Raw genomic sequence first — 19169 nt, forward strand, 5'->3', positions numbered from 1 at the left:
AATCTATTCCCGGCAATGGAATAAGTTTTTCCCTGCGCCGTCGTACCGGCACCTTCACCGAACCGGACAATGACCATGAACTCACCCCTGCACGGCCCGGCCAAGGCCCTGCGCCTGGCCGCCATCGGCGCCGTGATGCTGGGCGCGGGCGCCGCCTTTGCCTATGCCGCCGGCTGGCTTGGCGAAACCCGCCTGACCCCACAGCGCATCATCGACACCTTCGAAGCCCAGGCCGGGCATTACCCGGGTTACCGCAAGAACCACGCCAAGGGCCTGTGCGTCAGCGGCTACTTCCAGCCCAGCGGGCAGGCCGCCAGCCTGTCCACGGCACGGGCGTTCAGCCAGCCGCGGGTGCCAGTGATCGGCCGCTTCGCCATCGGCGGCGCCAACCCGTTCGCGCCGGATACCGGCATACCAGTGCGCAGCCTGGCCATCGAGCTGAGCACCGACGACGGGCAGGTCTGGCGTACCGGCATGAACAACCCGCCGGTGCTGGCGGTAAGCACGCCACAAGCCTTCTATGAACAGGTGCTGGCGGGGGCGCCAGACCCGGCCACCGGCAAGCCGGACCCGGGCAGACTGCAGGCGTTCTTCGCCGCCCACCCCGAAAGCGCGGCGTTTCGCCAATGGGCGGCAGGCTACAAGCCCAGCAACAGCTTCGCCAGCACGCAGTACCACAGCATCAACGCCTTCCGCCTGATCGACGCAAGCGGTGCAGCCCACCCCGTGCGTTGGCAACTGGAGCCGCAAACAGCGTTTGCCGCCCTGCCTGCCCAAGTCGATGACAAACAGTTCCTGCAGCACGACCTGCAGCAAAGACTGGCCCAAGGGCCGCTGCGCTGGACCCTGCGCCTGGTGCTGGCGGAGCCTGGCGATGCAGTGGACGACCCTGCCAGCCCCTGGCCTGCCGAACGACGCAGCGTGGACGCCGGCACGCTGGTACTGGAGCAGGTCGACGGCCCCGAGCAAGGTGCCTGCCGTGACCTCAACTTCGACCCACTGATCCTGCCCCGGGGCATCCAGGCCTCCGCCGACCCGATCCTCGCCGCCCGTTCGGCCGCCTACTCGGAATCCTTCAACCGCCGCAGCCGCGAATCGCTCGGCACCGGAGCCCACCCATGAAAACCGACGCCTTCCACCCCCTCGCCCGCCTGTTGCACTGGCTGATGGCCGTGCTGATCCTGGCCATGTTGTTCATCGGTGTGAGCATGGTCGCCGACCTGTCGCCGCGCCACCCCGTGCTGATCGGGTTGCACAAGGCAACCGGCCTGGCCCTGCTGGTGCTGGTGCTGCTGCGCATCGCCGTTCGCCTGGCCTTGCCCCACCCAGCCCTGCCGCACGACCTGCCCACACTGCAACGCTGGGCAGCCGGGGCCTCGCACCTGCTGCTCTATGGCCTGATGCTGGCCATGCCGCTGCTGGGCTGGGCCATGCTGTCGGCCGGTGGCTACCCCCGCCCGCTGGGCTTGCCGGCGATTGCCCCGCATGACCTGCAGTTGTACGCCGTGCTGCGCCAGGCCCATGGCTGGGCCGGCTACCTGCTGTTCGCCACGGTGCTGGTGCACGTGGGTGCGGCCTTGATGCACGCGTGGGTGCGCCGCGATGGCGTGTTGCGTAGCATGTGGCCTGGCCCACTGCGCCGCAGCGAATGACGCTCGGCAGCCCAGGGGCCGACAATCGATAATAATTCCCAACAAGATCGGCTTTCTATTTGCCGCACCGCCCTGGACTGCCCTATGAATGTCGCAAAGGATCCTGCCACACTCGCACCCGCCAGTACCCTGGACTTGCGCCCCCTGCTGCTGGCCAACATGGCCTGTACCATGTCGATGATGGCCTTCGTCGCGCTGATCGGCCCGATCGCCCGCCAGCTCGGCATGGCCACCTGGCAAGCCGGTGCCGCCGTGACCGTGGCGGGCGTGGTCTGGGTGCTGCTGGCCCGGCCCTGGGGGCGCGCGGCAGACCGCCTGGGCCGCCGGCGTATCCTGCTGCTGGGCAGCGCCGGTTTCACCCTTGCCTACTGGCTGCTGTGCCTGTTCGTCGAAGGTGCGCTGCGCTGGCTGCCGGGGGCGACCCTGGCCTTCATCGGCCTGATGGTCGCGCGCGGCTGTATCGGCGCCTTCTATGCTGCCATCCCGGTGGGCTGCAATGCGCTGATCGCCGACCATGTCGAACCGCAACGCCGGGCCCGGGCCATGGCCTCGCTGGGGGCGGCCAACGCCGTCGGCCTGGTGGTGGGGCCGGCGCTGGCGGCGCTGCTGGCGCGGCATAGCCTGAGCCTGCCGTTCCATATCATGTCGCTGCTGCCGGCCAGTGCCTTTCTGGTCCTGCTGTTCACCCTCAAGCCGCAGGCGCTGCCGCACAGCCATGCCCCCAACCCGGTGCGGCTGAACGACCCGCGCCTGCGCCGGCCCTTGCTGGTGGCGTTCAGCGCCATGCTCAGTGTCACGGTATCGCAGATCATCGTCGGTTTCTTTGCCCTCGACCGCCTGCACCTGGGCCCTGCCGAGGCGGCCCAGGCCGCCGGCATCGCCCTGACCACGGTGGGTGTGGCGCTGATCCTGGCGCAGGTGCTGCTGCGCCAGCTGGAATGGCCGCCGTTGAAGATGATCCGGGTCGGCGCCACGGTTTCGGCCCTGGGCTTTGCCTGCGGCTCGCTGGCCACCACGGCGCCCTGGCTGTGGGCTTGCTACTTCGTCGCGGCGGCGGGCATGGGCTTTGTCTTCCCGTCGTTTTCGGCGCTGGCGGCCAATGCCATGCACGCCTCCGAGCAAGGCGCCACGGCCGGCTCCATCGGTGCTGCCCAGGGCATGGGCGCAGTGATCGGGCCGCTGGCCGGCACCCTGGTTTATGCCGTCGATCCACGCTTGCCGTTCCTGGCGGTGGCGGCGCTGTTGCTGCTGGTCGGGTCATGGCCGATGCCCCGCGATCAGCGGGCCTGACAAGCACAGCGCGCAAGCGCGCAGAGTGTGTTTTAATGCGCATCGCTCATTATTATTGACACCTCTGATTACAAGGCGGCTATGGACACGGGGACGCGACTCAAACTGGTGCGTGAACGCAACAACCTCTCCCAACGGGAACTGGCCCGCCGCAGCGGGCTGACCAATTCGACGATCTCGCAGATCGAGCAGAATCGTGTCAGCCCTTCGGTCAGCTCCCTGAAAAAACTGCTCGAAGGCATTCCGATGAGCCTGGCGGAGTTCTTCAGTTTCGACGAGCCGGTGCGCGAAGAGCGCTACGTGTTCCGTGGCGGCGAGCAGCCAGACCTGGGCCGCAACGGCCTGCGCATGCTGCTGGTCGGCGCCAGTGTCGAAGGCCGGCAGATGCGCATGCTGCGTGAACTGTATGCACCGGGCGCCGATTCGGGCGAACCGATCGTGCATGCCGAGGGTGAAGAGTGTGGCCTGGTCACCCGCGGCACCGTCGAGTTGTGGGTCGATGGCCAGGTGAGCGTGCTCAACTCGGGCGACGGGTACTACATCCCCACTACCCTGCCGCACAGTTTCAAGAACATCGGCCCGGACGAGGCCGAGATCATCAGCGCCAATACCCCGGCGAATTTCTGATTGCTTTATGCGTGGGGGATGGCACCGGCTTCGCCGGTGTTCGCGGCTGAAGCCGCTCCCACAGGGAAGGCGCCAACCCTGTGGGAGGGGCGCCTTCAGGTAAGGCTGTCGACACCCTGACGCAGGGCCTCTTCGACAAAGTCCAGGCGGTCCTGCCCGAAGAACATCTCGTCACCGACAAAACAGGTCGGCGCGCCGAACACCCCGCGCTCCACTGCCTCTTCCGTCGCGTGCCTGAGCGCGGCCTTCACCTCGTCATCACCCGCCAGCGCGCGAAATGCCTGCGGATCGAAGCCGCCTTGGCTCAGCGTGTCGTCGAGGACGGCGTTATCGCCCAGGTTACGGCGCTGCGCAAACAGCCCATTGAACAGCACCGCCAGCAACGCCTCGAACCGCTCCGGCGAACGCAGCTGGGTGCCCACTGCCCCGCGCATCAGGGTCAAGGTATTGACCGGGAACCCCGGCGGCAACTCGAACGGTACCCCATAGCGCGCGGCGAAGCGCGCCAGGTCGGTGAACATGTAACGGCCCTTGGCCGGGATCATCACCGGCGAGGCGTTGCCGGTGGCCTGGAAAACCCCGCCCAGCAGCATCGGCCGGTAGCGCAGCGTGGCACCCTGGCGGGCACACAGGCCAGGCAGTTGCGTCCAGGCCAGATAGCTGGCCGGGCTGCCCAGGTCAAAAAAGAAATCGACAGTCTTGTGCATGGTTACGGTCCTTGCTCGGTGAAAGGGGCTTACCAACGTTCCATCCAGGGGCGCAGGTCCAACTCGAAGGTCCAGGCGTCGCGGGGCTGGGCGTGCAGGAACCAGTAGCTGTCGGCGATGTGGGCCGGGTCGAGGATGCCATCCTGGTCCTTGAGGGCGTAGCGCTCGGGGAAAGTGTCACGGATGAAGGCGGTGTCGATGGCCCCGTCAACCACCACGTGGGCGACATGGATGTTCCGCGGCCCCAGCTCGCGCGCCATGCTCTGGGCCAGGGCGCGCAAGGCGTGCTTGGCCCCGGCGAATGCCGCAAAGCCCGCCGCGCCACGGGTGCCGGCAGTGGCGCCGGTGAACAGGATGGTGCCGCGCTCGCGCTGGACCATGCGCCGGGCCACCGCCTGGGCGGTGAGGAAACCGGCAAAACAGGCCATCTCCCAGATCTTGAAGTATTTGCGCGGGGTTTCCTCGAGAATGCTACAGGGCACATTGGCACCGATATTGAACACAAACGCTTCGATCGGGCCGATATCACGCTCGATGGTTTCGACCAGCGCCGCCACCTCCTCCTCCTTGCGCGCATCGGAGCCAAAACCGTGGGCCTGGCCGCCGGCAGCGCGGATTTCGTCCAGCAGCGGCTGCAACTTGTCAGCCTGGCGCCGGGTAACACAGGCAATGTAACCCTCGCGGGCAAAGCGCTTGGCGATCTCGCCGCCGGTAGCATCCCCCGCGCCAATCACGAGCACCACTTTTTGTTGTTCTGTCATGCCTGCCTCCATTGGTGAATGATCGTTTAGTAAACGAACGCTATGTTATGATCGCCGCCACCGTCAAGCCCGCCTGCAGAGGCAACTGAATGCGCTACACCAACGAACACAAGCAGCAAACCCGCGAGCGGCTGCTGGCCAGCAGCGGCGCGCTGGCCAAACGCGGGGGTTTTTCCAGCACTGGCGTGGCCGGGCTGATGAAGGCGATCGGCCTGACCGGCGGCGCTTTCTACAACCACTTCCCGTCCAAGGACGACCTGTTCACCGAGGTAGTGCGACAGGAACTGTGCAACAGCCCGCTGGCCCGCCTGGCCAACCAGGGCGCCAGCCGCGAACGCCTGGGCCGTTGCCTGCAGCAGTACCTGAGCCTGGCACACCTGCACAATGCCGAAGGTGGCTGCCCGCTGCCGCCATTGGGGGTGGAGATTGCCCGGGCCGAAGCACCCGTGCGCGCCGTGGCCGAGCATTGGCTGGTGGAGCTGCACCAGGCCTGGAGCGCGACCCTGGAGGACGATGAATTGGCCTGGGTGCTGATCAGCCAGTGCGTCGGCGCCTTGCTGGTCGGGCGCATGCTGGCCACTGAAAGCGTGCAGTCGCAGGTACTGGATGCCAGCAGCCACTTTGTCGAGAAGGCCCTGCATGAAGCGGATTAGTCTACTGCTGGGGCTACTGCTGAGCCTGCCTGCACTCGCCGAACAGGCCTGCCCGCCAGGGCAGTACCAGGTGTGCCTGATGGGGTGTTTCTGTGCGCCCATCGACCCCGGGCAGGCCGGGCAGATTTTCAAGGACGTGGAAGTGCTGGCTTCGTCCAGCCTGACCTACGCCCTGCAGCAGGCCCGCGACGAAGCCACCGCCAGCGGCGTCGAGCCGATCCCTTTGCATATCCGTGCGCAACTCGAACCCTGGTACGACTTTGCCGTGCTGGACGCGGCGCGCTTCCGGGTGGGTGACGAACAACAGATGAGCGCAGCCAATGCGCTGCTGCAGAACCCCGACGTGAACGCCGTGACGCTGATCGACACGATCATCTTCCGCCGCCCCGCCGATGCCGAGGACAACGTGGCGTTGTGGGCACACGAGCTCAAGCATGTGCAGCAGTATCAGCAACTGGGTGTGGAAGAGTTCGCCCGGCGCTACACGCGCAACTACGACGAGCTGGAAGCGCCGGCCTACAAGATCGAGGGCGAGGTAAGCAAGGCGCTGCGCGAGCGTGTTTCAGGGCAGGCCAGATAATTCCTGGTCATTGCGCGGTCGCCGTGTAGGAGCGGCCTTGTGTCGCGAAAGGGCTGCGCAGCAGCCCCTCGATTTCAGCTTGAAGCAGATATTGCCGGGGCCGCTTTGCGGCCCTTTCGCGACACAAGGCCGCTCCTACACGGCGACCGCATCAGTGGCCAAGCCAGGTGTCAGGACGCCGCAGAAGCTTCTTCAGCCACCTGCTCACGGCTGGCATAACGCTGCGCCAGCACCGCACAGACCATCAGCTGGATCTGGTGGAACAGCATCAGCGGCAGGATCATCGCGCCAATGCCACTGCCGACGAACAACACCTGCGCCATTGGCACCCCGGTAGCCAGGCTCTTCTTCGAACCGGCGAACAGGATGGTAATGCGGTCCTCCAGGTCAAAGCCCAGCAGCTTGCCGAGCAGCCGGGTACCGTACAGCACCACTGCCAGCAAAATCCCGCACACGGCAAACAACCCGGCCAGGTGCTGCGGCGATACCGTGTGCCACAGCCCGGTGACCACCGCCTCGCTGAACGCGGTGTAGACCACCAGCAGGATCGAGCCCTGGTCCACCACCTTGAGCCAACGCGCATTGCGCTTGACCCACGCACCGATCCAGCGCCGGGCGACCTGCCCGGCCACGAACGGCACCAGCAGTTGCAGGGTGATCTTCAGCACCGCATCCAGGCCGGAACCGGTATCGCCGCTGGCCCCCAGCAACATCATCACCAGCAACGGCGTGAGGAAGATACCCAGCAGGCTGGAGGCCGCCGCGCTACAAATGGCCGCTGGCACGTTGCCACGCGCCAGCGAGGTGAAGGCGATGGCCGACTGCACGGTGGCCGGCAAGGCACACAGGTAGAGCACGCCAAGGTACAGCTCGTTGCCCACCAGCGGCACGAACAGTGGCTTGAACGCCAGGCCCAGCAACGGGAACAGCACGAAGGTGCAGGAGAACACCAGCAAGTGCAGGCGCCAGTGCCCGGCACCGGCGATGATCGCCTCACGCGACAGCTTGGCGCCGTGCAGGAAGAACAGCAGGCCGATGGCCAGGTTGGTCAGCCAACCAAAGTACACCGCGCCGTCGCCCGAGCAAGGCAGCACGGTGGCAATCAGCACCACCCCGAGCAAGGCCAGGGTGAAATTGTCGAATAACATGCGCAAATACTTCATCACAGTTTCCGTCTTGTCATTGTGCAAGGGCAGACGATAAGGTCTTCGGTTTTTCGCCGCTAACGCCGGAACCCCCACCGGTGTCGCTCAACGGACACGCTCCAGCACAGGACCCGCTCATGCCCCTCTCCCGCCTGGCTGCACTTGCAGCCGCCATCACTCTCACCCTGGGCTACAGTGCCGCCCAGGCCAACGACCAGTTGCAGGCCAAGGTCGACCAGATCATCCGCCCGTTGATGCAGGAGCAAGGCATCACCGGCATGGCCGTGGCCATCTATGCTCGCAACCACGCGCACTACTTCAGCTATGGCGTGGCCAGCAAGGTCGACAATGTGCCGGTCAGCCGCGACACGCTGTTCGAGATCGGCTCGCTGAGCAAGACCTACACCGCCACCCTGGCCGCACTGGCCAGTGCCGAAGGCAAGCTGGACCTCGATGCCCCCGCCAAGCGCTATCACCCGGCCCTCGCCGGCGCCCCCATCGGCGACGCAAGCGTGCTGGAGCTGGGCGCCTACAGTGCCGACTGCTTGCCGTTGCAGTTCCCGGATGAGGTGCAGACGCCGCAGCAGGTGGTCGATTTCTTCCGTCACTGGCAACCCCGCGCCAAACCTGGCACCCAGCGCTGCTACTCGAACCCCAGCCTGGGCTTGTTCGGTGACCTGGCCGCCCGTGCGCAGCATCAGCCGTTTTCCACGCTGATGAGCGAGGGCCTGCTGAAACAGATGGGCCTGGAAAACACCTATCTACAGGTCCCGGCCAGTGCCCAGGGGTTGTATGCCCAAGGCTACGACAGTGCCGACAAGCCGGTGCGTGTCGGCCCCGGCCCCTACGCCGACGAAGCCTACGGCATCAAGACCAGCGCCAGCGACCTGCTGCGCTATGTGCGCCTGCACATGCAGCCGGAGGGGCTGCCGCCGGCGCTGGCGCAAGCCACGGCCATCACCCAGCGGGGCTACTTCCAGGTCGGCGCCATGACCCAGGGCCTGGGCTGGGAGCGTTACCCCTACCCGGTCACGCTGGGCACACTGGTCGATGGCAACGGCCCGCAGCTGATCCGTGAACCGCAGGCAACCACGCGCTTGCATCCAGCCCTGCCGCCGCTGCCGGCAGCCTGGTACAACAAGACCGGCTCGACCAATGGTTTCGGCGCCTACGCCGCGTTCGTGCCCGCCGAACAGCTGGCCGTGGTGTTGCTGGCCAACCGAAATTACCCGAACGAAGCCCGGGTGCGCGCGGCCTTCGACATTCTGTCCGGGCTGTAGTGCGGGCAGCGATTGTCGAACAAAACGACACAATGTAGTGACCAAAAATATTCACTACAAAATGGTTGACGCCGTTCATCGCCCTTGGGCATGATGAAGCCGTCTCCCTGATCGGGAGCGGTGGCAAGGGTGTTCCAGACGGCCTGCGCGGTAACGCAGGCCGTCCGTGGAGAGGGAAACTGTCCAAAAGGCAGCGTGAGAAAGCCCCTGTTGCGATGCTGCTGTAGCAGCCTTGGTAGTGCGCTACACCGTGGTAGCGCCAACTGTGAAAAATCACCTACGAATGGGTAATGGGGGCTTTATGATGAACTTGAACAACAATCCGACTATCGACCAATTGGCTCAGCTGTTCGCCGTACGCAAGGACAGCCTTGACGACCATCTGCTGTGGGTCAGCCAGACCGGTGAAGTGCGCCTCGACCGCCTGCCACCGAACACCGTCGAAGATGAATTCGAAGAGCACCTGCCCAGCATGCGTGCCCGCTTCAAGGTCTACCGCCGTGGCCAAGGCTACGTCGGCAAGAAGGCCGCCGCCGACACCGAGTTCGTTGGCCGCGTCCTGCAGACCCTGCAACAAGAATGGCCCGCTGCCCGTGAGCAGCAGGCAGTCAAGGTGATCGAACCGCTCAACTGAGGGTTCCCACCCTTACCTGAGCCCGGCCCGCATAGGCCGGGCTTTTTCATGCCTGGCGCCGCTGGCTGCGGGGCGCTGGCAGCGGCAAGGCGCCGGTTGCCATCGCCCGGGCACGGTCGACACCCCACACCAGGGCGCGGGTCATGGTCTCGCCTGGCCGTGCGGGGTAATACTCCTCCAGCAATGCTCGCCCATCCCCGGCATACAGCCCCAGGAACAGCTGGGTCGCCCCCAGGCGCGACAAGCGCACCTGCACGTCCAGCGTGGTGCCGTCACTGAGTGCTTCGTCGTGGCAGCGGCTGTGCAGCTGGGCGTCGGCCCATTGCCAATAGGTCTCTTCCCTGACTCGCATGAGCGTTCAATCCTCCGTTGCTGGAATGCCGCGCAAGAAAACCACAGCCTCGGCCATCCTGCGAGCGCTACCCGGCAATGCCATGAGGCGGATCAAGAAATGGCAATAAAAACCCCGCCATTCGGCGGGGTTGTGCTGGAGCGGGATCACTTCTTCAGCGGAACCCGCGGCATGAAGCGGCCTTTTTTGCTGCGCTGCAGGTGTGCAGGCTGGAGCTGTTCGGAATCATCCAGCGTCATGTGGGCGAAGCCCAGGCGGAATGCCGCCTGGCCGCAACGCACCTGGCTGTTGATGGGGAACGCGTCGTTCAGGTCTTCGAAAAAGGATTCGCTCATGCCCTGTCTCCCTCCAGTGGCGGACGCGCCGGCAACCAGAACAGTTGCTCCACCAAACGCGACCTGTGAAGGTGAGACTAGCTGGTCATTTGCGGACCGCCCGGACCTAAGCCCTGGACCCGACCAGCGGCAGACGCTCTACTTCAGGCGCACCGCTGTGCCGGTAGCAAATACCACGACCATGCCGCCCTGTACCGACGGCATGCTGATCTCGAAATCCCCCCCCACTACCGCATCGGCTTGCAACTGGCGTGCCCGCGCCTTCAGTTCTTCGGTGGCCTGTTCCCGGGCTTCGCGCAGTGCGCTTTCCAGGGTTTGCGAACGGCCACCGAAGAAGTCGCGAAAACGTGCAAAGAAATCGCGCACGAAGTTGATGCCCTGCACCGATTCGGAGCTGACCACGCCCAGGTATTCGGCAATCGGGCGGCCTTCGAGCTGGCTGGTGGTGGAAATGATCATGGGGTGCACTCCATTGGCCTGGCAAAAGAGGCCGATTCTAACAGAGCGCAATTCCACTCGCAGATATGCCGTCATTGTGGGAGCGGGCGTGCCCGCGAAGCAGGCACCGCGGTGGTTGGCACGGGCTTCGCCCGTGTTCGCGGGCACGCCCGCTCCCACAGGGATTGCGCTGGCTTGCGATTTTCAGTCGGGCAGTGGTTGAAGGATCAACTACGCGCTGACCGCGCGCAGCCGTTGGCCAATGCGGGCGCCAAACACGTTCACCAGCAACCCAGCCATCACCAGCAATGCGCCCCAGCCCTGGGTCGCGGTCAAACGCTCGCCCAGCAACAACGCCGACGAACTCAGGCCAATCACCGGCACCAGCAGCGAGAACGGCGCCACCTTGCCGGCCGGGTGGCGCGACAGCAGCTTGCTCCACAGGCTGTAGCCGAGCATGGTGGCGACGAACGCCAGGTAAGCCAGGGCCAACACCGAACTCCAGCTGATATTGACAAGGGCATGGCCAATACGCTCCGGCCCCTCCAGCCACCAGGACAATGCCAGGAACGGCAGTGGCGGAATCAACCCGCCCCAGATCACCAGCGCCACCAGGTCAACCGAGCCAAAGCGCCGGGTAATGATGTTGCCCATGCCCCACATGGCGCCGGCACACAGGGTCAGCACCAGCGCCAGCATCGGCACATGCCCGCCGTCTTCGCTGCCGATAAGGGCCAGGCCGCTGGCGGCCACCAGCAGCCCCAGCACGCTGGCCAGGCGCAACCGCTCGCCAAGGAACAGCGCGGCAAAGCCGAGGGTGAAGAACGCCTGCGACTGCAGGATCAGCGAGGCCAGCCCCGGCGGCATGCCGCTGTACATGGCCTGGAACAGAAAAGCGAACTGGCCCAACGAAATGGTCGCACCATAGGCGATCAGCCAGCGCCAGGGCAGCTTGGGCCGCTTGACCAGCAAGATCGCCGGGAACGCCACCAGCAAGAAGCGCAATGCCCCCAGCAGCATCGGCGGCAACCCATCGAGGCCAACCTTGATGACCACGAAGTTGACTCCCCAGGCAACAATCACCACCAGGGCGATGAGCAGGTCCTTGAGCGGCATTGCGACATCCTTCTTCAAGCTTTCTAGACATATTTCGTTACAGCATAAGGCTATTCCTTCGACAGGGACCAGCACAGTTGCAACCCATCATTGCGCAACAGCACGACTGTTTCACTCGCAAGAGATGGCTTGACCACACTTGTATATACATGCTCATATCATGCGAGGTCATCCGCCTTGCGTCCCGCCGATGACTGACTCGCTTACACAAAAACAATGAAGCGGAGCCACTGAATGTCCAGCAAACCCGTACTCGAGCGGCGCTCGATCGACTACATACCCGAGACTGAACGCCATGGACGCGTGTACAGTCAGTTCACCCTGTGGCTCGGAGCCAACCTGCAGATCACGGCAATCGTGACCGGCGCCATGGCCGTGGTGCTCGGTGGCGACGTGTTCTGGTCGCTGATCGGCCTGCTGCTCGGTCAATTGATCGGCGGCGCGGTCATGGCCCTTCATGCCGCTCAAGGTCCTCGTCTGGGGCTGCCGCAGATGATTTCCAGCCGCGTGCAGTTCGGGGTCTACGGCGCGGCCATACCGATGGTGCTGGTATGCCTGATGTACCTGGGCTTCACCGCCACCGGCACGGTGCTCTCCGGACAGGCGATCGGCCAATTGCTCGACGTCAGCGACAGCACTGGCATCCTGATTTTCGCCAGCATAATCGTGCTCGCCACCCTGGCCGGATACCGGGTGATCCACTGGATCGGCCGAATCGCCAGCGTGCTGGGCATCATTGCCTTCGTCTACCTGTTCAGTCGCATCATGATGCTGGCCGACATCGGGCAGTTACTCGACAACCGCCACTTCAGTTGGGCATCGTTCCTGCTCGCCGTATCACTGGCTGCGTCCTGGCAGATCGCCTTCGGCCCCTATGTGGCCGACTACTCGCGCTATCTGCCAAGCAGTACATCGCCAGTGAGGACCTTCCTCGCCGCAGGCCTGGGCTCGGTGATCGGTGCCCAGGCATCAATGATCCTCGGGGTGTTCGCCGCCGCCATCGCCGGTGCCCAGTTCTCCGGTCACGAAGTGGCCTACATCGTCGGCCTGGGTGGCGCCGGTAGCACCGCAGCGCTGCTGTATTTCTGCATCGCCTTTGGCAAGGTCACCATCTCGACGCTGAACTCTTATGGCAGCTTCATGTGCATCGCAACCATCATCAGCGGCTTCCGCGGCCACCTGGCGATCAGCCGTGCGCAGCGCCTGCTGTTCGTACTGGGCATCGTCGGCGCCGCCACCCTGGTGGCCTTGCTTGGCCAGCATTCGTTTCTCAGCGCGTTCAAGTCCTTCATCCTCTTCCTGCTGACGTTCTTCGTGCCATGGAGCGCGGTCAACCTGGTCGACTACTACTTCATCACCAAGGAGCGTTACGACATCCCCGCCCTCGCCGACCCGCAAGGCCGATACGGCCGCTGGAACTGGCCTGGAATCATCGTCTACACCGTAGGCGTGTTGATACAGATGCCGTTCATCGACACCAAACTGTACACAGGGCCGCTGGTCGCGCACCTGGGCGGTGTGGATATCTCGTGGCTGATCGGCCTGGTAGTGCCGAGCGTGCTGTACTACTGGGTGGCGCGGCGTCGGGCGCAAGAGGCACCGCCAGCGATGATCGTGCCTGACGCACACTGAGCCCTCTCGCCATCAACGTAGAAATTCTTGCCCTCGCGCCGCAAACGCGATGCGAGGGCAAGACGGCTTTCACCGCGAGCGCGCCAATGTCAACGACGATAGTCCGGCGCGACTCGCTCCAGCATCCGCAACAACGCCGCCCACGCCAGCTGCAGCGCATCCGGATCCGCCAGCTCGCCCTGCTTCAACCCCCGCCCCGGATCATTGAACTGCCGCTCGGTATGCCTACACACTCCGGCGGGCGGTAAAATCACCTGCCCGACGCTCTGTGCCGCCAACTGGATCTCGCACGCCTTCTCCAGGTAGTACATGCGCAGGAATGCTTCGGCCACGCTGCGCCCGGTGGTCAGCAGGCCATGGTTGCGCAGGATCATCACCGGCTTGTCGCCCAGGTCCGCCACCAGCCGTCGCTGCTCATCCATGTCCAGCGCAATCCCTTCATAGGCGTGGTACGCCACCTTGCCATAAAACTCCATGGACATCTGGTTGAGCGGCAGCAGCCCACATTCCAGCGCCGCCACCGCACAACCTGCCCGGGTGTGGGTGTGCAGCACACAACGGGCATCCTCGCGGGCAGCATGGATGGCGCTGTGGATGACGAAACCGGCCGGGTTGACCGGGTGCGGCGTCGCTTCCACTGGCCGGCCTTGCAGGTCGATCTTCACCAGGCTGGAGGCCGTGATCTCATCGAACAGCAAGCCGTACGGGTTGATCAGGAAGTGGTGCTCCGGCCCCGGCAGGCGCAGGGAAATATGGGTGAAGATCAGGTCGCTCATGCGGAAGTGGGCGATCAGCCGATAGCAGGCGGCCAGCTCCTGGCGCAGGCTTTGTTCCGTTGCGGTCATCATTGTTATTCCTTTGCAGAACGCTATTTGCTGGCCCACGCATTGAAGCGCTGTTCCAGCTCTTCGCCATGGTCGACCCAGAATTCCACATTCATCGCCAACGCCCCCTGCAGGTTCTGCGGCGAAGTAGGCACCCAACTGGCCAGGGACGGGTCGAGCTTCGCTGCCGCCTGGGTGTTGGTCGGCCCATAGGGGATCTGCTGCACATAACGCACCTGGGTGTCCGGCTGGTTGGCGAAGGCGATCAGCCGCTTGGCCTGGTCGACATGCCGCGAGCCCTTGATGATCGCCCAGTAATCCATGCCATACAGGCTGCCAGGCCAGACCACTGCCAGCGGGCTGCCCTGCTGGGCCGCCACGGCGATGCGCCCGCTGTAGGTCGAGGTCATCACCACATCACCCGCCGCCAGCCACTGGGCAGGCTGGGCCCCGGCGTCCCACCACTGGATATGCGGCTTGAGTTCGCTGAGTTTGGCAAAGGCACGCTCGACCCCGGCCGGAGTGGCCAGTACCTTGTATACATCCTCGACCTTGACCCCGTCGGCGAGCAGGGCGAACTCCAGGTTGTACACCGCACGCTTGCGCAGGCCGCGCTTGCCCGGGTACTTGCTCACGTCCCAGAAGTCGGCCCACGACGCAGGCGCCTGGGCCAGCTTGCTGCGGTCATAGGCAATAGCCACGCTCCATACCAGCGCGGCCGAGCCGCAGGCTTGTGCCGCGTCGGCAATCAGTTCACCCGCATGGCCCATGCGCTGCCAGTCCAGCTGCTCGTAAATGCCCTCGTCGCAGCCACGCATCAGGTCAGGCCCTTCGATCTGCACCACGTCCCAGTCGACATTGCCCGTGTCGGCCATTACCTGGATCCGTGCCATTTCGCCGTTGTACTCGCTCTGGATCAGCTTGCTGCCATCCTGGGCACTGAACGGTTTGAAAATCGCCTCGTCCTGGGCTTTCTGGCCGGCACCACCATAGCCGACCACGACCATCTGCGGCGCCGCTTGCGCACTGCCCAGGCCCATGGCCAGCAACGCTGCGCAAAGGCTGCTTACACGTGGGAATACCTGCATCGTAGTTGCCTCCTGCCGGTGCCCGAGGGGCCCGTTTTCTTGTTGTTGTGAGGTCAGGCCCTCGCCATGAGGGTGAGAAAAACCTAGTCGTCGACCAGTAAAAAAACAAGTTGATTTTTTACTTACGCTACACTTTCATAAAAAAACAAGAACAACACCGCACCGGAGCCGCCTGTATGCAGACCGCCTTCCCTCACCTGTTCGAAGCCTTGCAGATCCGCGGCAAACGCTTGAAGAACCGCATCATGTCCACCGGCCACGACACCTGCCTGCCTACCGACAACCTGGTTAACGACAAGCTCATCGCCTACCAGCGCGCCCGCGCCGCCGGTGGCGTCGGCCTGATCGTGCTGCAGGTGGCCGGGGTGCATGACAGAGCCCGCTACACCTCGCATGTGCTGATGGCCACCGACGATGCCTGCATCGACGGCTATCGCCAGCTTGCCGAGGCCTGCCATGAGCATGGCACCGTGGTGCTGTCGCAACTGTTCCACCCCGGGCGGGAGATCATGGAGTCGGCGGACGGCTTGCTGGCGGTGGCCTACTCGGCGTCCGCGGTGCCCAATGAACGCTTCCGGGTGATGCCACGCGCGCTGGACCAGGCAATGATTGACGAGATCGTCCAGGGCTATGCCAGCGCTGCCCGCCGCCTGCACCAGGCCGGGCTGGATGGCGTTGAAGTGGTAGCCAGCCATGGCTACCTGCCTGCGCAGTTCCTCAACCCGCGGGTGAACCAGCGCACGGATGGCTACAACGGTGAGCTCGAACAGCGCCTGCGGTTCCTGCGCGAAGTGCTGGCCGCCGTACGCGTGGCCACCGACGAGCAGTTCATCATCGGCCTGCGCATCAGTGCCGACGAGCGCGACAGCCAGGGGCTGAGCGAGGACGAATCGCTGGCTGCAGCGGTTGCCTTGCAGGGCCAGCTCGACTACCTGCACATCGTGGCCGGCACATCGGCATCCCTGGGCGGCGCCGTGCATATCGTGCCGCCGATGGCCATTCAACCGGCCTACCTGGCCCGGGAGGCCGGCACCTTCAAGCAGCACCTGGGCATCCCGCTGTTCGTCACCGGGCGCATCAACCAGCCCCAGGAAGCCGAACTGATCCTGGCCCGTGGCCAGGCCGATGTCTGCGGCATGACCCGTGCGCTGATCTGCGACCCGCAGATGCCGAACAAGACCGAGCATGGCCAGGTCGAGGACGTACGTGCCTGTATCGCCTGCAACCAGGCTTGCATCGGGCACTTCCACCGTGGCCTGCCCATTTCCTGCATCCAGCGGCCGGAAACCGGCCGCGAATTGCAGTACGAGCAACTGTCCATCACCACTCACCCCAAGCGCATCCTCGTGGCCGGTGGCGGGCCCGCCGGCATGAAAGCCGCCGCCGTGGCCGCTGCGCGCGGGCATCAGGTCACGCTGTACGAGGCCGGCCCGCAGCTCGGTGGCCAGGTGCTGCTGGCCCAGTTGCTGCCACGGCGCAGCGAGTTCGGTGGCGCCAGCACCAACTTGCAGCGGGAAATGGCCCTGGCAGGCGTGGAAGTGGTGCGCAACACCCGGGTCGAACGCGCACTGGTCGAACGAGAACGCCCCGACCTGGTGATCGCGGCCACCGGTGCCACCCCCTACTGGCCGGCCTTCGAGCGCACCGGTGAGCTACAGGTGGTGGATGCCTGGCAAATACTGCGCAATGAAGCAAAACCGGGTCGCTCGGTGCTGGTGATCGACTGGCGCTGCGACTGGATCGGCCCAGGCATCGCCGAACGCCTGGTACGCGAGGGCCACCAAGTGCAACTGGCGGTCAATGGCACCCATTGCGGCGAAAGCCTGCCGCTGTACGTGCGCGACCAACTGGCCGGCGAGCTGCATCGCCTGGGTATTCCCGTCACACCGTATGCCCGCCTGTATGGCAGCGACGACAACACGGTGTACCTGCAGCACACCGCCAGCGGCGAACCGATGATCTTCGAAGGTATCGATACCCTGGTACTGTGCCTGGGCCATCAACCGGAAGACCGCCTGGCCACGGAGCTGGCCGGCCTGGTCGAGGTGCGCCGCATTGGCGACTGCCTGGCACCGCGTACTGCCGAGGAAGCGATTCACGATGGCCTGACGGTTGCCTGGGCGCTCTGAGGCTGTACATACTGCGGCTTTTCACGATGGACCGACGTGCATGAGCCAACTCCCCCAGCCCCCCGCCAGCGAAGCCGGGGGCGCCGCGCCGCAGTTTCTCGGCAGCCGCATTCGCGGCCTGCGCAAACGCCGTGGCATGACCCTGGCGGAGCTGGCCACGCACAGTGAACTGACCGCGGGCTACATCAGCCAGCTGGAGCGCAACCTCTCCTATCCATCGATTCCGGCGCTGTTCAACATCGCCCGCAGCCTGGGGGTGACCATCCAGTGGTTCTTCGCCAGCGAAGCCACCACTGCGCCCGAGGACCAGGGCTATGTGGTACGGCGCAACAGCCGCCTGAGCGTGCATTACGAAGATGGCATCGTCGATCAACTGCTCACGCCCCAGCCCAACCGCCAGCTGGAAATCCTGCATTCGCGCTTCCCTCCGGGCAGCTACAGCCAGCAGAGCTACAGCCACGACGGTGAAGAGGCCGGCTACATCCTCAGCGGCAGCTTCGAGCTGTGGGTGGGCGAGCGGCATTTCCAGCTGGGTGAAGGGGACAGTTTCAGCTTCTCGAGCCAGGAACCGCACCGCTATGGCAACCCCGGCGAGGTGGATGCCGTGGTGATCTGGGTGATCACGCCGCCAACATTCTGAAGCATGCTCGCTCCCCAACATCCAGCAACAGGGTCTACCTTGTTACCCGAACTTCAGAGGAGCACAACCATGAAGCAGATCCTGATCATTGGCGCGGGCTTTGCCGGCCTGTGGAGCGCGCTCAGCGCCGTCCGCCAGCTTGACCTCCATGGCCGCAAGGATGTCGAGGTCACCTTGCTTGCACCCCAGGCCGAGCTGCATGTGCGCCCGCGCTTCTACGAACCCGACGTCCATGCCATGGCCGCGCCATTGCAAGAGCTGTTCGATGCCGTCAACGTCCGCTTCGTGCAGGGCACGGCCTTCCACATCGATGAAGCGGCCCGCCGCGTCAGCTACCGCACCCGCAGCGGTACCCAGTGCGCCCTGCCCTACGATCGCCTGATCATGGCCTGCGGCAGCGTGCTCAACCGGCCCGACATGGTCGGCATCGAGCATGTGTTCGATGTCGACAAGCTCGACAGCGCCGCGCGCCTGGAAACCCACCTGAAGTCACTGGCGAACCTGCCCGACACACCGGCGCGCAATACCGTGGTGGTGGCCGGCGGTGGCTTTACCGGCATCGAGACCGCCACCGAACTGCCGGCCCGCCTGCGCGAAATCCTCGGCGAGGACGCGGCGTTGCGCGTGGTGGTGGTCGACCGTGGGGCGAGGATTGGCGCGGCCCTGGGTGACGGCATCCGCCTTGCCATCGAGCAGGCCTCCGAGGCCCTGGGCGTGGAGTGGATCTGTGGCGCCACGGTAGCCTCGGTCGACCCTGCCGGCGTGCTGCTGGACAACGGCCAGCGCATCGACGCCAGCACGGTGATCTGGACCGTGGGTTTCAAGGCCAACCCGCTCACCGAGCAGATCAGTGGCGAGCGCGACCGCCAGGGCCGCTTGCATGTCGACGGCAATCTCAAGGTGAAAGGCAATGATGCCGTGTACGCGGCAGGTGATGTGGCCTATGCCGCCTGCGACGAGCTTGGCAATTACGCGGTGATGTCCTGCCAGCATGCGATTCCGCTGGGGCGTCATGCGGGCAACAATGCGGCGGCCGAGCTGATTGGCGTGGCACCGAAGACCTACAGCCAGCCCAAGTACGTGACCTGCCTGGACCTTGGGGCCTGGGGGGCGGTGTATACCGAAGGGTGGGAACGCACGGTGTCGCCACCGGAAGACAAGGCCGAGGCCAAGGTGTTGAAGGCGCAGATCAATACCGTGTGGATCTATCCGCCGGCGGCCGAACGTGCTGCGGCGCTGGCGGCGGCTGACCCGGCTATTCCAGTCGCGTGACACAAGGCCGCTCC

The 19169-nt window shown here is 64.8% G+C and carries 21 protein-coding genes; 12 read left to right on the forward strand and 9 right to left on the reverse strand.

Features of this window, described 5'->3' with window-relative positions; genetic code table 11:
• Window positions 1-69: 69 nt before the first annotated feature.
• The 4 genes from ACGLHT_RS07885 to ACGLHT_RS07900 all read left to right on the forward strand — a co-directional run bounded on the left by ACGLHT_RS07885 (window position 70) and on the right by ACGLHT_RS07900 (window position 3569).
• Entirely contained in the window at window positions 70-1122 is a 1053-nt protein-coding gene (locus ACGLHT_RS07885; protein WP_075045377.1) for a catalase family peroxidase, read from the forward strand.
• Window positions 1119-1652 carry a cytochrome b gene (locus tag ACGLHT_RS07890; protein ID WP_085591230.1) on the forward strand — a complete coding sequence of 178 codons (534 nt, stop codon included), beginning with the start codon at window positions 1119-1121 and terminating at the stop codon, window positions 1650-1652. The genes ACGLHT_RS07885 and ACGLHT_RS07890 overlap by 4 nt, the downstream gene beginning before the upstream one ends.
• Before the next feature lie 84 nt (window positions 1653-1736).
• A complete protein-coding gene (locus ACGLHT_RS07895) occupies window positions 1737-2942 on the forward strand; it encodes an MFS transporter (protein WP_274119922.1) in 1206 nt (401 codons plus the stop codon).
• 81 nt (window positions 2943-3023) lie between these two features.
• A complete protein-coding gene (locus tag ACGLHT_RS07900) occupies window positions 3024-3569 on the forward strand; it encodes a cupin domain-containing protein (protein WP_003248033.1) in 546 nt (181 codons plus the stop codon).
• A 95-nt stretch (window positions 3570-3664) separates the two neighbouring features.
• On the opposite strand, the gene ACGLHT_RS07905 is transcribed toward ACGLHT_RS07900, so the two are convergent.
• Together ACGLHT_RS07905 and ACGLHT_RS07910 are read right to left on the reverse strand one after the other, a co-directional pair.
• The gene (locus ACGLHT_RS07905; RefSeq protein WP_075045380.1) at window positions 3665-4276 is read right to left on the reverse strand and encodes a 2-hydroxychromene-2-carboxylate isomerase; all 612 of its coding nucleotides are present in this window, start codon (window positions 4274-4276) and stop codon (window positions 3665-3667) included.
• Window positions 4277-4305: 29 nt separating this feature from the next.
• On the reverse strand, window positions 4306-5037 hold the full coding sequence (locus ACGLHT_RS07910; RefSeq protein ID WP_013972478.1) for an SDR family oxidoreductase: 732 nt from the start codon (window positions 5035-5037) through the stop codon (window positions 4306-4308).
• Window positions 5038-5126: 89 nt separating this feature from the next.
• Between ACGLHT_RS07910 and ACGLHT_RS07915 the strand changes: the two genes are divergently transcribed.
• Both ACGLHT_RS07915 and ACGLHT_RS07920 read left to right on the forward strand, forming a co-directional pair.
• On the forward strand, window positions 5127-5690 hold the full coding sequence (locus tag ACGLHT_RS07915) for a TetR/AcrR family transcriptional regulator (RefSeq protein ID WP_274119923.1): 564 nt from the start codon (window positions 5127-5129) through the stop codon (window positions 5688-5690).
• Complete coding sequence (locus tag ACGLHT_RS07920; protein WP_274119924.1) at window positions 5677-6270, forward strand: DUF4157 domain-containing protein; 594 nt, start codon at window positions 5677-5679, stop codon at window positions 6268-6270. The genes ACGLHT_RS07915 and ACGLHT_RS07920 overlap by 14 nt, the downstream gene beginning before the upstream one ends.
• 170 nt (window positions 6271-6440) lie before the next feature.
• Here the strand turns inward: ACGLHT_RS07920 and ACGLHT_RS07925 are convergent, their stop codons facing one another.
• Window positions 6441-7433, reverse strand: coding sequence for a bile acid:sodium symporter family protein (locus tag ACGLHT_RS07925; RefSeq protein ID WP_015270181.1), 993 nt, complete (start codon window positions 7431-7433; stop codon window positions 6441-6443).
• Between the two features lie 119 nt (window positions 7434-7552).
• On the opposite strand from ACGLHT_RS07925, the gene ampC reads away from it, so the two are divergent.
• Both ampC and ACGLHT_RS07935 read left to right on the forward strand, forming a co-directional pair.
• Window positions 7553-8695, forward strand: a complete 1143-nt coding sequence (ampC, locus tag ACGLHT_RS07930; RefSeq protein WP_137164165.1) for a class C beta-lactamase — start codon at window positions 7553-7555, stop codon at window positions 8693-8695.
• A 301-nt stretch (window positions 8696-8996) separates the two neighbouring features.
• The gene (locus ACGLHT_RS07935; protein WP_003253895.1) at window positions 8997-9329 is read left to right on the forward strand and encodes a hypothetical protein; all 333 of its coding nucleotides are present in this window, start codon (window positions 8997-8999) and stop codon (window positions 9327-9329) included.
• Between the two features lie 46 nt (window positions 9330-9375).
• Here the strand turns inward: ACGLHT_RS07935 and ACGLHT_RS07940 are convergent, their stop codons facing one another.
• From ACGLHT_RS07940 to ACGLHT_RS07955, 4 genes are all read right to left on the reverse strand, one after another.
• Window positions 9376-9681: a hypothetical protein gene (locus ACGLHT_RS07940; protein WP_137164166.1), complete on the reverse strand. Its 306-nt coding sequence runs from the start codon at window positions 9679-9681 to the stop codon at window positions 9376-9378.
• A 146-nt stretch (window positions 9682-9827) separates the two neighbouring features.
• On the reverse strand, window positions 9828-10016 hold the full coding sequence (locus tag ACGLHT_RS07945) for a hypothetical protein (protein ID WP_003253897.1): 189 nt from the start codon (window positions 10014-10016) through the stop codon (window positions 9828-9830).
• 138 nt (window positions 10017-10154) lie between these two features.
• Window positions 10155-10475 (reverse strand): YbjQ family protein, encoded by a 321-nt coding sequence (locus tag ACGLHT_RS07950; RefSeq protein WP_274119925.1) that lies wholly within the window; start codon window positions 10473-10475, stop codon window positions 10155-10157.
• Between the two features lie 210 nt (window positions 10476-10685).
• The gene (locus ACGLHT_RS07955) at window positions 10686-11570 is read right to left on the reverse strand and encodes an EamA family transporter (RefSeq protein ID WP_137164168.1); all 885 of its coding nucleotides are present in this window, start codon (window positions 11568-11570) and stop codon (window positions 10686-10688) included.
• Window positions 11571-11804: 234 nt separating this feature from the next.
• Between ACGLHT_RS07955 and ACGLHT_RS07960 the strand changes: the two genes are divergently transcribed.
• A complete protein-coding gene (locus ACGLHT_RS07960; RefSeq protein ID WP_274119926.1) occupies window positions 11805-13202 on the forward strand; it encodes a cytosine permease in 1398 nt (465 codons plus the stop codon).
• Between the two features lie 89 nt (window positions 13203-13291).
• Here ACGLHT_RS07960 and ACGLHT_RS07965 read toward each other — a convergent pair whose 3' ends face one another.
• Window positions 13292-14047 (reverse strand): class II aldolase/adducin family protein, encoded by a 756-nt coding sequence (locus tag ACGLHT_RS07965; protein WP_137164815.1) that lies wholly within the window; start codon window positions 14045-14047, stop codon window positions 13292-13294.
• A 23-nt stretch (window positions 14048-14070) separates the two neighbouring features.
• The gene (locus ACGLHT_RS07970; RefSeq protein WP_137164170.1) at window positions 14071-15114 is read right to left on the reverse strand and encodes an ABC transporter substrate-binding protein; all 1044 of its coding nucleotides are present in this window, start codon (window positions 15112-15114) and stop codon (window positions 14071-14073) included.
• Between the two features lie 176 nt (window positions 15115-15290).
• Here ACGLHT_RS07970 and ACGLHT_RS07975 point away from each other — a divergent pair, with 176 nt between their 5' ends.
• The 3 genes from ACGLHT_RS07975 (at window position 15291) to ACGLHT_RS07985 (ending at window position 19155) form a co-directional block, all read left to right on the forward strand.
• Window positions 15291-17243: an FAD-dependent oxidoreductase gene (locus tag ACGLHT_RS07975; RefSeq protein WP_274119927.1), complete on the forward strand. Its 1953-nt coding sequence runs from the start codon at window positions 15291-15293 to the stop codon at window positions 17241-17243.
• A gap of 40 nt (window positions 17244-17283) precedes the next feature.
• The gene (locus tag ACGLHT_RS07980) at window positions 17284-17883 is read left to right on the forward strand and encodes a helix-turn-helix domain-containing protein (RefSeq protein WP_025339404.1); all 600 of its coding nucleotides are present in this window, start codon (window positions 17284-17286) and stop codon (window positions 17881-17883) included.
• A 69-nt stretch (window positions 17884-17952) separates the two neighbouring features.
• Window positions 17953-19155: an NAD(P)/FAD-dependent oxidoreductase gene (locus ACGLHT_RS07985; protein WP_137164172.1), complete on the forward strand. Its 1203-nt coding sequence runs from the start codon at window positions 17953-17955 to the stop codon at window positions 19153-19155.
• Window positions 19156-19169 lie beyond the last annotated feature (14 nt).

Origin of the sequence: Pseudomonas sp. PsB, from assembly GCF_043658375.1 — a bacterium.
Taxonomy (GTDB): Bacteria; Pseudomonadota; Gammaproteobacteria; order Pseudomonadales; family Pseudomonadaceae; genus Aquipseudomonas; species Aquipseudomonas putida_Z.

Coding starts and splice junctions, on each gene's coding strand:
- ACGLHT_RS07960 (WP_274119926.1), top strand. CDS start 11,805: ATGTCCAGCAAACCCGTACTCGAGCGGCGCTCGATCGACTACATACCC.
- ACGLHT_RS07885 (WP_075045377.1), top strand. CDS start 70: ATGACCATGAACTCACCCCTGCACGGCCCGGCCAAGGCCCTGCGCCTG.
- ACGLHT_RS07920 (WP_274119924.1), top strand. CDS start 5,677: ATGAAGCGGATTAGTCTACTGCTGGGGCTACTGCTGAGCCTGCCTGCA.
- ACGLHT_RS07945 (WP_003253897.1), bottom strand. CDS start 10,016: ATGAGCGAATCCTTTTTCGAAGACCTGAACGACGCGTTCCCCATCAAC.
- ACGLHT_RS07915 (WP_274119923.1), top strand. CDS start 5,127: ATGCGCTACACCAACGAACACAAGCAGCAAACCCGCGAGCGGCTGCTG.
- ACGLHT_RS07950 (WP_274119925.1), bottom strand. CDS start 10,475: ATGATCATTTCCACCACCAGCCAGCTCGAAGGCCGCCCGATTGCCGAA.
- ampC (WP_137164165.1), top strand. CDS start 7,553: ATGCCCCTCTCCCGCCTGGCTGCACTTGCAGCCGCCATCACTCTCACC.
- ACGLHT_RS07935 (WP_003253895.1), top strand. CDS start 8,997: ATGATGAACTTGAACAACAATCCGACTATCGACCAATTGGCTCAGCTG.
- ACGLHT_RS07895 (WP_274119922.1), top strand. CDS start 1,737: ATGAATGTCGCAAAGGATCCTGCCACACTCGCACCCGCCAGTACCCTG.
- ACGLHT_RS07975 (WP_274119927.1), top strand. CDS start 15,291: ATGCAGACCGCCTTCCCTCACCTGTTCGAAGCCTTGCAGATCCGCGGC.
- ACGLHT_RS07980 (WP_025339404.1), top strand. CDS start 17,284: ATGAGCCAACTCCCCCAGCCCCCCGCCAGCGAAGCCGGGGGCGCCGCG.
- ACGLHT_RS07970 (WP_137164170.1), bottom strand. CDS start 15,114: ATGCAGGTATTCCCACGTGTAAGCAGCCTTTGCGCAGCGTTGCTGGCC.
- ACGLHT_RS07940 (WP_137164166.1), bottom strand. CDS start 9,681: ATGCGAGTCAGGGAAGAGACCTATTGGCAATGGGCCGACGCCCAGCTG.
- ACGLHT_RS07955 (WP_137164168.1), bottom strand. CDS start 11,570: ATGCCGCTCAAGGACCTGCTCATCGCCCTGGTGGTGATTGTTGCCTGG.
- ACGLHT_RS07890 (WP_085591230.1), top strand. CDS start 1,119: ATGAAAACCGACGCCTTCCACCCCCTCGCCCGCCTGTTGCACTGGCTG.
- ACGLHT_RS07910 (WP_013972478.1), bottom strand. CDS start 5,037: ATGACAGAACAACAAAAAGTGGTGCTCGTGATTGGCGCGGGGGATGCT.
- ACGLHT_RS07905 (WP_075045380.1), bottom strand. CDS start 4,276: ATGCACAAGACTGTCGATTTCTTTTTTGACCTGGGCAGCCCGGCCAGC.
- ACGLHT_RS07965 (WP_137164815.1), bottom strand. CDS start 14,047: ATGACCGCAACGGAACAAAGCCTGCGCCAGGAGCTGGCCGCCTGCTAT.
- ACGLHT_RS07925 (WP_015270181.1), bottom strand. CDS start 7,433: ATGAAGTATTTGCGCATGTTATTCGACAATTTCACCCTGGCCTTGCTC.
- ACGLHT_RS07985 (WP_137164172.1), top strand. CDS start 17,953: ATGAAGCAGATCCTGATCATTGGCGCGGGCTTTGCCGGCCTGTGGAGC.
- ACGLHT_RS07900 (WP_003248033.1), top strand. CDS start 3,024: ATGGACACGGGGACGCGACTCAAACTGGTGCGTGAACGCAACAACCTC.